The 16,521-nt window shown below is 66.7% G+C and carries 18 protein-coding genes; 5 read left to right on the plus strand and 13 right to left on the minus strand.

The genetic code is table 11. The annotated features are described in order from the left end of the window. Positions 1 to 5 precede the first annotated feature (5 nt). From ASC37_RS09985 to hrcA, 3 genes are read right to left on the minus strand one after another with little or no spacing between them, the layout of a single operon-like run. Positions 6 to 398, minus strand: a complete 393-nt coding sequence (locus ASC37_RS09985) for a phage holin family protein (RefSeq protein WP_082438455.1) — start codon at positions 396 to 398, stop codon at positions 6 to 8. Then, positions 395 to 1,489, minus strand: a complete 1,095-nt coding sequence (gene hemH, locus ASC37_RS09990) for a ferrochelatase (RefSeq protein ID WP_055424231.1) — start codon at positions 1,487 to 1,489, stop codon at positions 395 to 397. Before hemH ends, ASC37_RS09985 begins: the two co-directional genes overlap by 4 nt. 10 nt (positions 1,490 to 1,499) lie before the next feature. Continuing rightward, the gene (gene hrcA / locus ASC37_RS09995; protein WP_082438459.1) at positions 1,500 to 2,525 is read right to left on the minus strand and encodes a heat-inducible transcriptional repressor HrcA; all 1,026 of its coding nucleotides are present in this window, start codon (positions 2,523 to 2,525) and stop codon (positions 1,500 to 1,502) included. A gap of 72 nt (positions 2,526 to 2,597) precedes the next feature. Between hrcA and ASC37_RS10000 the strand changes: the two genes are divergently transcribed. Together ASC37_RS10000 and recN are read left to right on the plus strand one after the other, a co-directional pair. Beyond that, positions 2,598 to 3,479 carry an NAD(+)/NADH kinase gene (locus tag ASC37_RS10000; protein ID WP_028875062.1) on the plus strand — a complete coding sequence of 294 codons (882 nt, stop codon included), beginning with the start codon at positions 2,598 to 2,600 and terminating at the stop codon, positions 3,477 to 3,479. Positions 3,480 to 3,499: 20 nt separating this feature from the next. Then, on the plus strand, positions 3,500 to 5,188 hold the full coding sequence (gene recN / locus ASC37_RS10005; protein WP_055424233.1) for a DNA repair protein RecN: 1,689 nt from the start codon (positions 3,500 to 3,502) through the stop codon (positions 5,186 to 5,188). Here the strand turns inward: recN and ASC37_RS11330 are convergent. From ASC37_RS11330 to cmr6, 4 genes are all read right to left on the minus strand, one after another. Further along, the gene (locus tag ASC37_RS11330; RefSeq protein WP_072247988.1) at positions 5,106 to 5,492 is read right to left on the minus strand and encodes a nucleotidyltransferase family protein; all 387 of its coding nucleotides are present in this window, start codon (positions 5,490 to 5,492) and stop codon (positions 5,106 to 5,108) included. The two genes, recN and ASC37_RS11330, sit on opposite strands and share 83 nt — an antisense overlap. Further along, on the minus strand, positions 5,489 to 5,929 hold the full coding sequence (locus tag ASC37_RS10010) for an HI0074 family nucleotidyltransferase substrate-binding subunit (RefSeq protein WP_055424234.1): 441 nt from the start codon (positions 5,927 to 5,929) through the stop codon (positions 5,489 to 5,491). The genes ASC37_RS11330 and ASC37_RS10010 overlap by 4 nt, the downstream gene beginning before the upstream one ends. Positions 5,930 to 6,012: 83 nt before the next feature. Next, a complete protein-coding gene (cas6, locus tag ASC37_RS10015) occupies positions 6,013 to 6,891 on the minus strand; it encodes a CRISPR system precrRNA processing endoribonuclease RAMP protein Cas6 (protein ID WP_055424235.1) in 879 nt (292 codons plus the stop codon). Further along, complete coding sequence (gene cmr6 / locus ASC37_RS10020) at positions 6,888 to 8,099, minus strand: type III-B CRISPR module RAMP protein Cmr6 (protein ID WP_157287463.1); 1,212 nt, start codon at positions 8,097 to 8,099, stop codon at positions 6,888 to 6,890. The genes cas6 and cmr6 overlap by 4 nt, the downstream gene beginning before the upstream one ends. Before the next feature lie 251 nt (positions 8,100 to 8,350). Here cmr6 and ASC37_RS11540 point away from each other — a divergent pair, with 251 nt between their 5' ends. Next, on the plus strand, positions 8,351 to 8,524 hold the full coding sequence (locus tag ASC37_RS11540) for a ribbon-helix-helix domain-containing protein (RefSeq protein ID WP_157287465.1): 174 nt from the start codon (positions 8,351 to 8,353) through the stop codon (positions 8,522 to 8,524). 12 nt (positions 8,525 to 8,536) lie between these two features. Here ASC37_RS11540 and cmr5 read toward each other — a convergent pair whose 3' ends face one another. The 6 genes from cmr5 to ASC37_RS10050 all read right to left on the minus strand — a co-directional run bounded on the left by cmr5 (position 8,537) and on the right by ASC37_RS10050 (position 13,785). Further along, positions 8,537 to 8,905, minus strand: a complete 369-nt coding sequence (cmr5, locus tag ASC37_RS10025) for a type III-B CRISPR module-associated protein Cmr5 (protein ID WP_055424237.1) — start codon at positions 8,903 to 8,905, stop codon at positions 8,537 to 8,539. 2 nt (positions 8,906 to 8,907) lie between these two features. Beyond that, positions 8,908 to 9,822: a type III-B CRISPR module RAMP protein Cmr4 gene (cmr4, locus tag ASC37_RS10030; protein ID WP_055424238.1), complete on the minus strand. Its 915-nt coding sequence runs from the start codon at positions 9,820 to 9,822 to the stop codon at positions 8,908 to 8,910. A 22-nt stretch (positions 9,823 to 9,844) separates the two neighbouring features. Beyond that, entirely contained in the window at positions 9,845 to 11,227 is a 1,383-nt protein-coding gene (locus tag ASC37_RS10035; protein ID WP_055424239.1) for a type III-B CRISPR module-associated Cmr3 family protein, read from the minus strand. Next, positions 11,224 to 12,210: a CRISPR-associated endonuclease Cas1 gene (cas1, locus tag ASC37_RS10040; protein WP_055424240.1), complete on the minus strand. Its 987-nt coding sequence runs from the start codon at positions 12,208 to 12,210 to the stop codon at positions 11,224 to 11,226. The genes ASC37_RS10035 and cas1 overlap by 4 nt, the downstream gene beginning before the upstream one ends. Before the next feature lie 10 nt (positions 12,211 to 12,220). Then, the gene (locus ASC37_RS10045) at positions 12,221 to 12,505 is read right to left on the minus strand and encodes a CRISPR-associated endonuclease Cas2 (RefSeq protein WP_055424241.1); all 285 of its coding nucleotides are present in this window, start codon (positions 12,503 to 12,505) and stop codon (positions 12,221 to 12,223) included. Positions 12,506 to 12,588: 83 nt separating this feature from the next. Beyond that, positions 12,589 to 13,785, minus strand: coding sequence for an MFS transporter (locus ASC37_RS10050; protein ID WP_055424242.1), 1,197 nt, complete (start codon positions 13,783 to 13,785; stop codon positions 12,589 to 12,591). 272 nt (positions 13,786 to 14,057) lie between these two features. On the opposite strand from ASC37_RS10050, the gene ASC37_RS10055 reads away from it, so the two are divergent. Then, positions 14,058 to 16,214: a hydantoinase/oxoprolinase family protein gene (locus ASC37_RS10055; RefSeq protein ID WP_055424243.1), complete on the plus strand. Its 2,157-nt coding sequence runs from the start codon at positions 14,058 to 14,060 to the stop codon at positions 16,212 to 16,214. A 78-nt stretch (positions 16,215 to 16,292) separates the two neighbouring features. Continuing rightward, on the plus strand, positions 16,293 to 16,521 hold a 229-nt coding region (locus ASC37_RS10060; RefSeq protein ID WP_176697474.1), incomplete at its 3' end, for a transposase.

Genomic DNA, 16,521 nt, shown 5'->3' on the forward strand with positions numbered 1-16,521 from the left:
CTCGTTCAGTCGCGGCGCTGAATCTTGATCACGATGGTGTCGGTGCCGCGCGGTGACAGCGCCAGCGACACGATCCAGGTGAGGATGCTATAGACGAGGGCGCCCCAGAAGGCCGACCAGAAATCCTCGACCACCACACCGGCCACCAGGCCCGTCCCGGCCCAGAAGAGCAGCGCATTGAGGATGAGGGTAAAGAGGCCCAGCGTGAGGATGCTCGCCGGCAGGGTGAGGATGAGGAGCACCGGCTTGAGGAAGAGGTTGATGAGGCCGAGCACCAGCGCTGCTGCCAGCGCCGGCACGAAGCCGGTGATGGAGATGCCGTCGACGAGCTGGGCGGTGACCATCAGCGCCACCGCGTTGAGCAGCCACTGGATGAGCATCCAGAATCCGGGTTTCATTGTTTTGCTCCCATAGCCTTGGCCCGCGCGAGGCGTGCCTGCTGTTCTTCGTCCGTGGCCGGTGTGCGGTCGGGCCACTGGCCGAGGTGGTCTTCGAGGAGGGCGGCGAAGCGCTCGACCCAGAAAGGGGAATCGTTGAGACAGGGGACGTAATGGAATTGCTTGCCGCCGGCCTCGAGAAAAGCGGTGCGGCATTCCATGCCGATCTCTTCCAGCGTTTCGAGGCAATCGGTGGCAAAGCCGGGGCAGAGGACATCGACGCGCGCCACTCCCTCGCGGGCGAGCCGCTCCAGGGTGGGCTGGGTATAGGGTTCGAGCCAGCGGGCGCGCCCGAAGCGCGACTGGAAGGTGACGAGCCATTGGTCGGGGGCGAGCCGAAGCCGCTCGGCCACGAGCCGCGCCGTCTTGTGGCATTCGCAGTGGTAGGGGTCGCCCAGTTCCAGCGTGCGCCGCGGCATGCCGTGGAAACTGAGAATCAGCTTGTCGGGGCGGCCATGCTGCGCCCAGTGGGTTTCCAGCGTCTGCGCGAGCGCCTCGATGTAGCGGGGGTCGTCGTGCCAGTGGCGCACGAGCCGCAGCTCGGGCACGTCGCGCCATCTCATGAGCTCGGCGGCCACGGCGTCGAACACGGAAGCCGTGGTGCTGGCGCAATACTGGGGGTAGAGCGGTACCACGAGCAGGCGTCGCAGACCTTCTTCTTTCATGCGGGCGAGCACTTTGGCCACGCTCGGTTCGCCATAGCGCATGGCCCAGCGCACGAGCGGTTCGCGCCCGCGCTCGGTCCAATGGGATTCCAGCGCGTGCGTGAGCCGCTCGGTATAGACTTCGAGCGGCGAGCCTTCGTCGAGCCAGATGCTGGCGTACTTCTGCGCGTTCGCCTTGGGGCGGCGCGGCAGAATGAAGAGGTGCAGAATCGTCTGCCACAGCCAGCGCGGCAGCTCGATGACGCGCGGATCGGAGAGAAATTCGCGCAGGAAAGGACGCACGGCTTCCGGGGTGGGGGCGGCAGGGGTGCCGAGATTGACGAGCAGCACGCCCGTGCGTTGTGGCCGGTCGTGGCGAAAGGGGGGCTCGGGGGCGTAACGGGCCATGCAGGCTCCTTCAGCGTTCTTCGGCGGTGGCGGCGAGCGCTTGCGACAGGCGCTGCGCCGTGAGCTCGACGATGGGAATCACGCGGTCGTAGGCCATGCGGTTGGGCCCGATGACGCCGATCGAGCCGAGCATGCGTCCGTCGAAAGTATAGTTGGCGGTGATCACCGAACAGCCTTCGAGCTCCTCCAGCCCAGATTCGGCGCCGATGAAGATCTGCACGCCGCGGGCGCGCTGGGCGAGCTCGAGGAGTTGCAGCAGCCCCGTGCGCTCCTCGAACAGGCGGAAGAGTTCGCGCAGGTGCTGCATGTTGGTGGTGAAATCGTCGACTTCGAGCAGGTTCGTCTCGCCGGCCACCAGGCAGTCTTCGTCCTCGTCGGTGAGCGCGGTGGGCGAGAGCGCCAGGCGCATGAGTTCGGAGACGTGGTCTTGCAGCTTGGTCAGTTCGTCGCGCAAGAGGGTGCGGATCTCGTCGAGCGTGTGGCCGGCGAAGCGGCTGCTCAGGAAGTGGCTCGCCTGCTCGAGCTCGCCCGCGCTGAAGGGGCGGGGCGTGTGCAGCAGGCGGTTTTGCACGTCGCCGCTCTGGGTGACGACGATCAGCAGCACCCGGTTGCCGCTCAAGGGCACGAACTCGATCTGGCGCACGCGCTCCTGGTCGCGCGGCGGCACGATGACGACGCCGGCGAAGTGAGTGAGCTCCGAGAGCAGCTCGGAGGCTTTCCGCAGGAGCTTTTGCGGCTGGTCGGGCTGGAGGTTGGCCTCGATCTCGGCGCGGGTCTCGTCTTCGAGCGGGGCGACGGTGAGCAGCGCGTCGATGAAGAAGCGGTACCCCTTGGCCGTGGGCACGCGCCCGGCCGAGGCGTGCGGGCTATAGACGAGCCCCAGCTCGTCGAGGTCGCTCATCACGTTGCGCACCGTGGCCGGAGACAGGTCGAGACCGCTTGCGCGCGACAGGGTGCGCGAACCGATCGGTTGTCCTTCGGCGATGTAGCGTTCGATCAACGTCTTGAGCAGGATGCGACTGCGCGGGTCGAGCATCATGGCGCTTCCCTCCGGAAGTTCGCCGCGCGACGGCGCCGATGGTGGCCGAGTTGTGGAATAATCCGGGGCATGGCGAATCCATTTACCTCCATCGGTTTGATCGGCAAGCACCAATCGGCGGAAGTCGCCGCGGCGCTGGTCGAGACGGCGCGGTTTCTGCACGAACGAGGTTATCACGTTTTGATCGAGGCGGAGACGGCGAGTTCGCTCGGCAACTGCGCTCCTTTCCCCGCGCTGCCCTACGCGCGCCTGGGCACCCAGATCGACCTGGCGGTGATCGTCGGCGGGGACGGCACGATGTTGAACGCCGCCCGCCATCTCGTCCATCACGACGTGCCGCTCGTGGGCATCAACCAGGGGCGGGTCGGCTTTCTCACCGACATCCCGCGCGACGAGGCGCAGGAACGGCTCGCCGAGATCCTCGCGGGCGACTATCAGGAAGAAGTGCGCTCCATGCTTTTGGGGCAGCTGCTGCGCGGCGACAAGGTGCTCACCTCGAGCCATGCCCTCAACGACATCGTGGTGAACAAGGGCGACTTGGGACGGATGATCGAATTCCGCCTCACCGTAGATGGCGCCTACGTCTATACCCAGCGCTCCGACGGCATGATCGTGGCCACGCCCACCGGTTCCACCGCCTACGCGCTCTCGGCCAACGGGCCCATCCTGCACCCCGGGGTGGACGGCATCGCCCTGGTGCCGCTGTGCCCGCACGCGCTCACGGCGCGGCCGGTCACTTTACCCGATCGCTGTACCATAGAAATCGAACTCCTGCCGGGTCACATGGCCGACGTGCATTTCGACGGGCAGGGGCGCATCGAGATGCTGCCGGGCGACGTGCTGCGCATCCAGCGGGCGCAGCGCGGCGTGCGGCTGCTGCATCCGCGGCAATACTGCTATTTCGCCATGCTGCGCGAGAAACTGCACTGGAGCGCACTGCCTCGCGGCTGAGGCGGCGCAAGGGGGAGGAAGTGCTCGTTCGCCTGACCATCCGCGAGTTTGTGCTGGTGCGCGAGCTGGCGCTCGATTTCGCGCCCGGCTTCGGCGTGCTCACCGGCGAGACCGGCGCGGGCAAGTCCATCCTGCTCGATGCGCTCGATCTGCTGCTCGGCGGGCGCGCCAGCGCCGAGGTGATTCGCCAGGGAGCCGAACGGGCCGAAGTGGCGCTCGAATGCACCCTGCCGCCAGCGGCGGAGGCGCGTGCCTGGCTCGAGGCGCACGGCATTGAGGCCGAGGGCGACACGATCCTTTTGCGCCGCAACATCGAGCGCTCGGGCCGCTCGCGTGCGTGGATCGAGGCCGTGCCGGTGCCAGCGGCGGCCCTGCGCGAGTTCGGTGCCTGGATCGCCGACATCCACGGCCAACACGCCCACCACGCGCTCCTCGAAGGCGCGGTGCAGCGGCGCATGCTCGACCGGCTCGCCGGAGCCGAGGCGCTCGCCGAGGAGGTGCGGCGCCGTTTCGTCGCCTGGGAGTCGGCACGCGAACGGCTTGCTCAGGCGCGCGAGCGGCAGGCGAGCCTGGGCGAGGAGCGCGAGCGTCTGCTGTGGCAGCTGCAGGAGTGGGAGCGGCTGGCGCTGCGTCCCGGCGAATGGGAAGAAGTGCAGCAGGAACACCGGCGGCTCGCGCATGCGGCGCAGCTGCTGCAACAGGTGGCGCAGGCGGCGGCATTGCTCAGCGAAGACGAACCCTCGGCGCAAGGATTGCTGGGGCAGGCCGAACGCGCGCTCGCCGGCAGCCTCGACTACGACGCCCGCCTGGCCGAAGCCGTGCAGCTGGTGAGCGAGGCGCGCATCGGCGTGCAGGAAGCCGCCGCCAGCCTTCGGCGCTATCTCGACGCCTTCGAGCTCGATCCGGCGCGGCTTGCCGAACTCGAACGGCGTCTTGCCGCCATCGACGAATTCGCCCGCCGTTACCGCGTGCCGCCGGAGGAACTTTTCGCCCTTGCCGAGCGCTGGCGCGAGCGCCTCGCCGCTTTGGAAGAGAGCGCCGACCTCGAGCGGCTGGAGCGCGAAGCGCGCGCCGCCGAGTCGGCCTACTTCGAATCCGCCCGCGCGCTCGGCGAGCGCCGGCGCGAGACGGCCGAATGGCTCTCGGCCGAAGTGAGCGCGGCAATGCAGACGCTGGCGATGAAAGGCGGGCGCTTCGAGGCGGCGCTCGTGCCCGGCGAGCCTGCGGCCACGGGCCTGGAGCGGGTGGAATTTCGCGTTGCCGCCAACCCGAGCCAGGCGCTCGCGCCCCTTGCCCGCGTGGCCTCGGGCGGGGAACTCTCGCGCATCGGTCTGGCGATCCAGGTGATCGCCAGCCGCGCGAGCGACACGCCCACGCTCATCTTCGACGAAGTCGACGTCGGCATCGGCGGCGCGGTGGCCGAGATCGTCGGCCGCTCGCTCTGGCAGCTCGGCCGCGACCGCCAGGTGCTGGCGGTGACGCACCTGCCGCAAGTGGCCGCCTGGGCCGACTGGCAGCTGCGCGTATGGAAAGAGGAAGAGGGTGGTGCCATGCACACCCGCGTCGAAGCGCTCGAACCGGCCGCCCGCGTCGAGGAGATCGCCCGCATGCTGGGCGGGCTGGAAATCACCGATACGACCCGCGAGCACGCGCGGGAGCTGCTGGCGCGGCGGGGGATGAACCAGACGGAACCTCCCCCTGCTGGATGACGACGTAGCCCCGTTCGATCTCCTGGCGAAACGTTTCGGGCAGGCGCGCCCAGTCCTGCACATCGATCGAGATCGGCAGGTCGCTGTCGCGCAAGGCGCGGCGTAGCGTCAGGAGCGCCGGGCAGGGACGCTGCGGGTCGAGCGGGTCGCGCACGACCAGATCGAGATCGCTTGCCGCGTGCGCGTCGCCCTTCACCCGGCTGCCGTAAGCCCAGACCTCATGGCCGGGAACGTGGCGCCGCAAAAGGGTGCGGACCTCGTCCAGATAGCGGGCGGGCAGGTCGAGGGAAGGAAGATCGGTCATGGAGTTCGATCCTCGCCCGGTTCGGTGGTAAGGCGTGATTCGAGCGCCCTGGCATCGCGCAGAAAATCGGGGATGAGCGCCAGCGTCTCCGCGACGAACGCTTCGCCGTAGTCATGGGCGGTATCGTTGCGGTTGTCCCGATAGGCGAACCAGCGCTCGGTTTCTTCGAGGGTCAAGAGACCGTGCCGGGCCGCCAGACGCAAGACGTCCTTGAAAAGCAGACTCTCGATCTGGCGGGCCGTGTGACCGTATTCCTTGAGCCGACGTTTGAGCAGTTTGAAGCAGACTTCTTGCGAGAGTTCGAACCCCTTGACGATGGCCATGCGCAGGATTTCCCGCTCGAGCTCGTTGCCGACGCTTTCGGCATGGCGGAATCGCTCGACGGCGGCTTCCAGGGCGCGCAGAGTGGTGCGCAGATGCTCGGTGTTCAACGCCATGTCGTCTTGTCTCGCGGCGGGGATGGCTGGGGCATGGTGGGGATTGTAGCCAACTTCCGCCAGGGGCGGTTCAGAAGGGATGGCTAGCCCCAGCGCAGGTGAAATCGCCCCAGCCCAAAGGCGGTGCGCTTGCCCAGATGCAAGGGTTCGGCGTGTCGTAGCAGCGGCAGCAGGGCCCGCAGGTTTGCGCGGGGGCCACGCACTTCGAGGGGGCCGATGAGACCTCCCAGGGGATGGCTGCGCCCTTGGCTGCGGCTGTAGCGGTGCAGGTCGATGGGAAAGAGGCCGCGCGTCTCGATCGTGATCGCCTGCCACAGGGCCGGGTCGGTCGCAAGGGGAGACAGGCGCTCGCCGCTGAGCTGGTCCCATTGCTGCAGCCGGCGCACGAGCAGGCGGGCGAGGTCGGCTGGGCGCAACCGGTTGGCGTCGGCGACGACCGTGCCGTGCTGTTCCACGCGTAGCGGGGTGTCGAATTCGAGCACGAGGCGCTCGCCGGTGTCTTCGTCGGCCGATTCCGCAGCCGGCGGGAGCGTCTCGCGTTCGAGTGGCCCATTTGCCCGGCAGCCACCAAGCAGGCGAGGATTGTCGACCCAGGCCCGGCGCAGTGCCCGTTCGATGGCGCTGGCGTAGGGAACTGCCGGCGGGAGCAAGGTGAGAGCGAAGATGGCGGAATCTGGCGTGGCGCTGGGCCCATACGGTGGGGGTTCTACCACGTAGGCAGGAATGCCGTCGCGCAGGGAAGGATGCAGCGGTGCGCTTGGAGCCTCGGGGTCGAAGACCACGCCGTAGGCGCAGCGGCGACGAATCGGGCACCCCTGGCAGGAAGGAGCGGCGGTGAGGCAGGACAGCCGCCGCAGGGCCCAACCGAAGGCACTGCGCAGCTCGTTGCCGAGGAATCGCCCCTGGGGCGCTTGCGCGAAGCGCACCGGCACACGGAAGCGAAGCAGTGGCGTCCGGCTCATGAGGAAGGGAGGGGTGGGGCCAGCTTGTCGAGTTCGAGTCTTTTGCGCACATCCCTGAGCGAGATGTCGGCAAGGCGCGGCAGATAGTCTTCGATCGCCTTGCGTGCGGCGGCGCGATCCTCGGGGCTCCACTCGGGGGCTTGGGCGTCTTTGGCGAGCTTCTGGGCTTCCTGGTAGTCTTTCTGCCCGATTTTGCTCTTGGGCCGAGGGGAACGCTGCAGTTCTTTCTCGGCGTAGTCGATGAATTCCTGGATGCGACGGCGCTGGGGCGTCATGGCGCCGAGCTCGGCCTGCTTGCGCGCTTTCGTTTCCTCGGCCTGCAGTTTCTGGTGGTATTCGGCTTCGGCGGCTGTGTCCCGCTGCATCGCCCCGTAGCCCACGGCGGTTTTGGCGCCGAAACCGAGCCAGTCGAAGGCATGCGCGAAGGCGGCGGTGAGCAGTGTTTTCCACCGGTCGTCCTGCGCCAGTTCAGGCGCCAGCCGGCGCAGGCGAGGCAGATCGCAGACCACGTGAAAGGCGAAGCCGGAGCCGGGCGGCACGGTGAGGAACGGAATCGGGATGGGCTGGCCGGATTCGTGGGGCGAGACGCTGTCGCCGGTCTTGCGATCGCGATTTTGCTGGTAGTAGTGCCCCTGGTGCGGGGTCATGATCTCGACGTGCAGGCTGTCGCCCTCGATCTGCGGAATCACGTCCCAGAACGACAGCACGCCGCGGACGTGCTCGGCGTCTCCATCTCGGGTTTCGCGGCCGAACAGCACGTCGCACATTGAAAGCGCGACGGTCTTTTTCTGGATTACGACGGAAAACGATTTTTCGTCATCACCCCGCCAGCCGTGCGTATTGCCCCACTCGCCGCCGGCCAACTCCCGCGCCGCCTGGCGCAGCACACCCTTGACGCCAGAGCCGGGCAGATAGGGCAGGCCGTAGGGGTTCAGGAAGGCAAAGCCGTTTTCCAGCGGATGCTCGTTACCAAGACCCGTGGTGAAGGGCGCGGTGGCCTTGGCGTCCAGATACAGCCCTTCGGCAGGCGGAACCGTGCCGAACAGGTGTTGCTGGCGCACGTGCAGGGCGTGCATGCCCGCGCGATCGGAGGGCGTCAGCTGTGTGACTTTCTTCCAAGCTTCGCGGGCGGCAAAGTCATTTTTCTCCCATAGCCCTGGCAGGCGATTGCGCTCCTGGCGCGCGAGTTGAGCAATGGTCGCATCCATGCCCTGGCGTTCCAGAAGCGCGGCAATTTCCTGTCCCTCCCGGCTCTTTTTGGCAGCCCGATCTTTGACTTCCTGCTCCTGATCAGCTCTGTTCGTCCAGATCGGCAAGTACATGCCGAACCGCATCCCTGGCGAGGCACCGCTGAAATCGGTACCGAGATAGTTTGGAACCGCAGCAATGCTCATCGAATCACCTTTACGCTACATTGTCTGTCGTACATGGGGTTTACTGTGCCATTCGGGTGGGCGTCATGACTACGCTAACCATCCGCATCGATGACGACTTCGACGCCGAGCCGAACCGCCTGGCGGCGGCACACCGCACCAAGAGCGAGCTGGTGCGCGAGATGCTGCGCCGCCACGGCCGGGCCGGCTTCGAATTGCTGACCTGCGCGGCGTACCAGCGCCTGCTCGGTCTGGCCTGAGACGCCACGGCGTCAATCCTCGTTGCCATTGCGCGCCGCCGCCATCTGCCGCAGCCAGCGCAACCAGGCGAAGGCTTCGGCGGTGATGGCCTGGTAGTCGGCGGGCGTGGCATGCATCAGCGCCTGCATGAACGGCTCGAAGTCGGCGTTGGTGATCTGTTGCCGAAAGCGGCCTTGCAGCCACAGTCGCAGGTGCTGGGCGAGGGTGTGATGACGCCCGCCCTTGTCTTCGAGGTAGGCCATCACCTGCATCAGGCCGGAATTCATGATCAGCGCCGGCAGGCCTTTGGCGTCGTTTACGTAATCCTTGCCGTGCCGGGCGATGCCGTCAGCCGCCTTCGTCCACGCATCCTGTGCGCGCAGTTGCTCGAGTGTCGCCATGTTCAGCCCTCCACCACTTTGGCCAGCACCAGTCCGCGGCCGGTGGTGGCATCGCCGCCGAGCTGGAGCAGTGGTTTGGCAGTGATCAGGTTGGTGAGCTTGATCAGCACCTCTTTGGCATCGTTTTCCCAGCCTTCTTTTTCATCCTTTTTCCTGCTGGTGCGCGTCTGGCTGGCCATGAGCGGCGCGATCAGCAGCGATTCCGGCGGTAGGTTCTCGGTGTAGAACAACCCTCCTTCGGCGGCCGTGCCGGTATCGGCGTCGATGCGCACGTGCGGCTCCACCAGCATGGCGTGCTCGGCGAAGTAGCCGAAGTCGGTGTCCGACAGCACCACCAGATCGGTCTTGAGCTTGTCGGCGAAAAACGCATAGGCGGGATCAGCCGGCAGCGCCCTGGCGGCGAGATCGGCCGACAGCGCCGGCAATTGCTGGCTCACCTTGGCTGTGTACTCGAAGGCTTCCAGATGCAGCTTGTCTCCCGACAACAGGGTGGGATTGGCGAGCAGGCAGTGGCCGGGTTCGACGGTGAGCGCCGGCCAGCTCGCCGCGGCGCCGCTCAATGTCAGTAATCGCTGCGCCCGCGCCAGCGCCTGCGGGCAGGTGGCGTAGACATAGCCGCCCTTGAGCGAACGCACCGGCAGCGCGACGAGCTGGGCATCGCCGAAGCTAATAGCGCCAGCGTGCAGCTCGCCGCTGTTGGATTCCGGACCGAACAGGGGGGCGATCAGCTTGGGATCGCCGCCGATGGCTTCAAAGTTATGCCGCAGCGCTCCCTTGATGCCGGAGCCGGCAAAGCAGGGGTGGCCGGTGTGACGCTCGCGTTGGATCGGGTTGTCGATGACGCCGATGGCCTGCCCGGCGCCCATGTGGACCGGGCTGACGGCGTACAGAAACAGGGCTGCGTGTTGCTGGAACATTGAAAGAACTCCCTGGGCGTGGTCAGTAGGTGGCAAGGGCGATGCGGTTGAAGCCTTCGGCGCGCCGGGCGGCATCGTCGCAGGGCTCGCGCCACAGGCCGGTTTCGGCAAGCTTGCGAAGCGCATCGGGCGCGGCGTCGAGGTCGTCGAGCCAATACACGCTGCCGGCGGGCGCGGCGCGCAGCGCGGGCTTGGGCAGCCAGCGCGCCAGGTCCCAGCCCGACACCACCTCGGCGCGCGGCACGGCGGCGCACACGAGCCAGCCGGAAACCCCGTGCAGGTCGAAGCGGATGGCGCCATCGGCGCGGCGGGTGTCAGGGTTCGCGCCAGCGGGCAGCCAGCCGGCCGCGAACAGGCCGGGGCTGGTCAGCAGCAGCCGGCAACGCCTGGCAGCGACGATGGCCTCGTAGTCCGGCGCCGGTAGCCGGTAGTCGTTCACCGGATGCAGCGCCGCGGCGCGGCCGTCACCGTCCAGGCGCACGAGGCCGGAGGTCGGCGGCTCGGCGCCGCTGACGGTGGCGAGAAAGCCCACGTCATACCCCATCGGCTGCTCTTTCTCGTCGCGCCTGTCCAGGCGGTGACCCCGTTTGAGCATCGCCACCGCCTGCATCGAGAACAACTGACCATCCTTGGCGCGGCGTTGCGCGGCGTCCAGCCCGACGCCGACGCGATGCTCAAACTGCCACAGCGCGTTCGATTTGACCCAGTCGATCTGGGCATCGTCGGGCACTCGTCCAGCTAGATATTTCCCGAAACCTGCTTCGGTCAGCCAATAGCCGCCGGCCGGCTTGTGCCGATCCGCCTGCGCCAGCGCCGGCAGCCGCGGCAGCTCGGCCGAGCTGGCGAGCCCGGCGGCGGGCGCGGTCGGCGCCATGCGCTGCACCCGGAACGGCTGGTCGCCCTCCGCCGCGAACACCACCAGATCGGCCGGCGGCGCCATCAGCAATTCCACGCGCCCATCGGCGTGCCGACGCGTCAAATGAAAGCCGGTGACGGTGAATGGGCCGGGTGTGGCCGGCGTGCCCAGGCTGGGGTGATCCACCTCGCCGCGCGCGAAGGCGGCGAGATCAATGCCCGCGTCGGCCAGCATGCGCGAACGCAGCGCGCCGGCCGCGACCGACGGCCAGGGCGGGATCATCGCTTCGCCGAAACTGCCCGGGTCGCCGAACAGCTTGTTGCCGCGCAGGAACAGCACATCCAGCGGCTCGATGAAAACGCTCGTGCTCATGCGGTGGCTCCCTCGGCCGCGGCGGCCGGTTGCGTGGCGGGCGTTGCCATCGCGGGTGCGCAGGATGAGGCGCTCGGTACCATCGAGTGCGACAGTGACTTCGTCGTTGGGCAGGATGAGGAGCGGGCGGCCGAAGGCGTCGAGCGCATCGGGGGTGGGATGGGGAGCGTCGTTCATGAGGACTCCCAGTCGTCGAAGAGATCGAAAGTGGGGCTGCGCTGGGAAAACTCGCGGGCGAGGCGCTGGGGATAACGATCGAGCAGCTTTTGCCAGCGTCTGCTGCGCCATTCCCATTCGCGCCAGAAAACGGCGCGACCGGCTTTGCCGAGCAGGCATGCACCGCTGCCTTCGAGGCCGAAGTGCTCTGGGCGCAGGAGTTCGCGACGAAAGAGTTGCCAGATCCATTCGTCGACCTGACCGCGCAGGGGTTCGACGAGGTCGCAGGCGAGCGCCGCCCGGCCGTGGGCTGGAGCGTGCAGGGCGCCGATGGCGGGGTCGAGCCCGGCGCTCCAGCAGGCGTTCACGGCCAGGCCGTAGAGCAGGGTGTAACCGAGCGAGAGGGTGGCGTTGACAGGGTCGCGCGGTGGGCGCCGGTTCCGTGCCGCAGGCCGGATGCGTGGAGGAAAGGCTTGGAAAAATGCGGGGAAATAGGCCGCGGCACCGGCGCCTTCGCAGCCGCGCAGGGTGTCGAGGGGCAGGGCGGGGTCGTTGCGCAGGCGCTGCTCGATGGCCTGCAGCGTCTGGCAGGCATCCCACAGGGGCTTGCGCAGGTCGGGCCGGGCAGCGCCGATGGAAATGAGCGTGCGGCGCTGGCGGCGGATCTTGGCATGCACGAAGGCGCGTGCGAGCGTGGCGGCAGACGAGGGGGTGGCGAGGGTGAGGAGTTGCCCCCAGCGACGGCGGGCGTCGTTGTGCGGAGCGCCGACCCAGTGGGAAAGCCGCCGTCCGGCACGGCCGTCGAGGATGAGCACCGGGACTTCGTGTGCCGAGAGGCAGGCAAGCGTGCTGCTGTCGAGGTGGCAGCGTGCGCGGATGATGACCCGTTCGAGGAACTTGATGGGAATGCGCCGTTCGAGCCGGCCGGCGGCGTCGCGCAGACCGAGGACTTCGCCCGAGGCTTCGAGGAGGGTTCCGCTGCGGTCGAGGTAGAGGGTGGTCATGGGGGTGTGCTCATGTGACGAGGAAGTAGTCGCCGTGGTCGATCGGCGTGGCGCTTCCCAGGCGTAGGGACTCGGTTCCGGCGTTGAGCAGGATGAAGACGACGCGGTCGGTTTCAGGGTCGATGAGGCGGTTCAGGGCGTTGCGGGTCTGCTGCAACTCCTGGGTGGTGAGCCAGCATTCGTAGAAGGACTTTTGCCCGCCAAGCGCGTGGCAGCGCACGAGCTTGAGTGCCTTCACCAGCCGGGCTGGGTCGCTGATGTCGTAACCGATGAGAAAGAGGTGCCGTCCGTTCATGCGCACAGTATGGCGCATCGATAGGGCGGCAAGGACAATGACAAGCTTGTCGCAAGCGATGGAAAATTTTTTCGGTCAGTGGATTACGGTGTTTTTTCGTACCTCGTCAAAGCCGCTGCGGCGATCGCGGCAAGGAGCGCCGCCGCGAGAAACGCGGCTTCGGCGCTCCAGACGCTCCACAGCCAGCCGGCGAGGCTGCTGGCGGCGAGCAGTGCAAGGCCGCTGAGCAGGTGGAACAGGCCGAAGGCCGTGCCGCGCAGTTCGGCCTGGGCGGCGTGCGCGATCATCTTGGCGAAGATGCCTTGCGTGGCGGCCAGATGCAAGCCCCAGAGCACGGCGGCAAGGAAGACCGCCGTCGGGCCGCTTGCTGCCGCCAGCAGCAGATCGGCAAGGACGAGGGCGGCGATGCCGGCAAGGAGCAGGCGCTGTGGACCGATCCGGTCGGCCGCGGCGCCGGCCGGGTAGGCGAGCGCGGCGTAGGCCACGTTCATGGCGATCATCACCAGCGGCACTGCTTCCGTGGCCAGCCCCACGTCGTGCGCGCGCAGCAGCAGGAAGGCTTCGCTGTAGCGCGCCAGCGTGAAGAGCACGCCAAGGCCCACGATCGCCCAATAGGCGCGCGGCAGGGAGAGGACCTGCCGCCAGGAGAAGGTCTCGCGCACGGCGGGCGCGGTGACGCGGGGCGGTTCGGGCACGAGCCGCACGAGCGCGAGTACGGCCAGGATCGCCGGCAGTGCCGCCACCCAGAACACCAGCCGAATGTCACCGGCAAACCAGGCCATGAGGGCGAAGGCAAGGAGCGGTCCGACGAAGGCGCCCACCGAATCGAGCGCCTGGCGCAAACCGTAGGCCGCGCCGCGCAGCTCGTCGGGCGTGACGTCGGCGATGAGCGCGTCGCGCGGGGCTTCGCGGATCCCTTTGCCGAAACGGTCGAGCAGCCGCGCCGCCAGCACCCACGAGACCGAGGCGGCGAGCGGGAAGAGCGGCTTGGTGAAGGCCGAGAGCGCATAGCCGGTCACCACGATGGCCTTGCGCCGGTGCAGAAAGTCCGACAGTGCTCCGGAGAAGACCTTGGTGAAGGCCACCGTGGCTTCCGCCAGACCCTCGATGAGCCCGATCGTGGCCATCGAGGCCCCCAGCACGCCCGAGAGAAAGAGCGGCAACAGGCTGTGGATCATCTCCGAGGAGATGTCCATGAAGAGCGAGGTCAGCGCCAGGCCCCACACGCTCAAAGGCAACGCGCGCAGGCCACCACGGGGGGCAGGATCAGACAAGGGCATGGGAGGGAACTCCGTCCTTTTTATCGATGATAAGGCATCTCGAACGCTTCTTTCGAACGGCGTCGTTCGATTCACGGATGAACCGTTCGATTTTCGGACGACCAGGAATCGTTGCCTTGTGCTGTGATGCAAGAAACTAATAGTTGAATTAGCCTATATTCTGGTTGAACTCATTGTTGCAGTGCGTCATTTCAAATGTGGCACGGAGCTTGCATATAAGAAACCAGGCGTTCATTCGCGAATGCCGTTCGTCAAACAAGGAGGAGACACCTATGGAGACCGGACAGCAGACCTCTCGAGCCGGGGGGCAGACTTCCAAAGTCCAGGTGATGGGAATCGACGCCGGCGGCACGATGACCGACACCTTTTTCGTCCGCGAGGATGGCCGCTTCGTCGTCGGCAAGGCACAGAGCAATCCCGAAGACGAGTCGCTTGCCATCTATAACTCGTCGCAGGACGCGCTCGCGCACTGGAACCGCACCGTCGACGACGTCTATCCCGAACTCGTTACGGGCGTGTATTCCGGCACGGCGATGCTCAACCGCGTGGTGCAGCGCAAGGGGCTTGAAGTGGGGCTCATCTGCAACAAGGGCTTCGAGCACGTGCATTCGATGGGGCGAGCGATCCAGTCTTATCTCGGCTATGCCCTGGAGGAGCGCATCCATCTCAACACCCACCGCTACGACGAACCGCTCGTGCCGCTGTCGCGCACCCGGGGCGTGACCGAACGCACCGACGTGCAGGGCGAGATCGTGGTGCCCCTGCGTGAGAACGAGGTTCGCCAGGCGGTGCGGGAACTGGTCGACGCCGGTTCCAAGGCGATCGTCATCTCGCTGCTGCAATCGCACAAGAACGCGACCAACGAACGGCGTGCGCGCGATATCTGCCTCGAAGAACTCGATCGGCTTGGAGCAAAGATCCCGGTCTTCGCCTCGGTCGATTACTACCCCTCGCGCAAGGAGAGCCACCGCACCAACACCACGGTGCTCGAAGCCTACGCCGCCGAACCCTCGCGCCAGACGCTGAAGAAAGTCAACGACCGCTTCAAGAAACACGGCGCCAAGTTCGACCTGCGCGTGATGGCTACCCACGGCGGTACCATCAGCTGGAAAGCGAAAGAGCTCGCCCGCACCATCGTTTCCGGGCCGATCGGCGGGGTGATCGGCTCGAAACTCCTCGGCGAGAAACTGGGCTACGACAACATCGCCTGCAGCGATATTGGCGGCACCAGCTTCGACATGGCGCTCATCACCAAGGGTAACTTCGCCATCGCCTCCGACCCGGACATGGCGCGGCTCGTGCTCTCGCTGCCGCTCGTGTCGATGGACTCGGTCGGGGCCGGGGCCGGTTCCTTCGTGCGCATCGACCCCTATAGCGGCGGCATCAAGCTCGGACCCGACAGCGCCGGTTACCGGGTGGGGACCTGCTGGCCGGAGAGCGGGCTCGATACCGTCACCGTGTCGGATTGCCACGTCGTGCTGGGGTATCTCAACCCCAACAACTTCCTCGGCGGGGCGATCAAGCTCGACGTGGAGCGCGCGCGCCAGCATCTCAAGGCGCAGATCGCCGACCCCTTGGGACTGAGCGTGGAAGACGCCGCCGCCGGCGTCATCGAATTGCTCGACCTGCACCTGCGGGACTACCTGCGCGCGACCATCAGCGGCAAGGGCTACAGCGCCACCGACTTCGTCTGCTTCTCCTACGGCGGCGCGGGGCCCGTGCACACCTATGGCTATACGCAGGGAGCGGGATTCCGCGACGTCATCATTCCGGCCTGGGCGGCAGGGTTTTCCGCCTTCGGCTGCGCCTGCGCCGACTTCGAATACCGCTACGACAAGAGCGTCGATCTGGCCTTGCCCCAGCATGCGAGCGACACCGACAAGGTGGCCGCCTGCGCCGTGCTGATGGACGCCTGGCAGGAACTGGCCGCCAAGGTCGTCGAGGAATTCGTCATCAACGGCTTCAAGCCCGAGGATGTGATGCTGCGCCCTGGCTTCCGCATGCAGTACATGGGGCAGTTGAACGACCTGGAGATCGAGTCTCCCGTGGCGCAGGCCCGCACGGAGCAGGATTGGGACAAGATGGTGGAGGCGTTCGAGAACACGTACGGGCGGGTGTATTCCCATTCGGCCCGCTCGCCCGAGCTCGGCTTCTCGGTCACCGGCGCCATCATGCGCGGCTACGTGGCGACGCAAAAACCCGTGCTTCCCGAAGACCCCGATGGCGGTCCGAATCCGGCGGCGGAAGCGAAACTCGGTACGCGCCCATTTTATCGTCACCACAAGTGGGCCGAGGCGACGATCTGGAAGATGGAAGCGCTCAAGCCCGGAAACCGTATCACCGGGCCGGCCATCATCGAGTCGGATGCCACCACCCTGGTCGTTCCAACTGGGTTTGAAGTGCGGGGTTGTGTACCATCCTTTCTGTAAATTCCGTTTAGCGCCTCTGGCAGGAAGTGCGCGGCGCTCGGTCTGACGCCATGACTTCGAGAAAGGAGTATGCCCATCATGGCGATGCGTGTCGAAACCAATCCTTTGGAAATGGCTTATGCTGTGTTGCTCGAACACGGACTGGAGGGTGCCGGCGAGGCTCTGCGCATCCTCGTCAATGAAGCCGCCAAGATCGAACGATCCCAGTTCCTTGGAGCGGCGCCCTATGAACGTAGTGAGCGACGGCGTGACTACGCCAACGGGTACAAACCCAAGACGGTACTCACCCGCCTTGGTGAGCTGACCT

The organism is Tepidiphilus thermophilus (assembly GCF_001418245.1).
Lineage (GTDB): Bacteria > Pseudomonadota > Gammaproteobacteria > Burkholderiales > Rhodocyclaceae > Tepidiphilus > Tepidiphilus succinatimandens.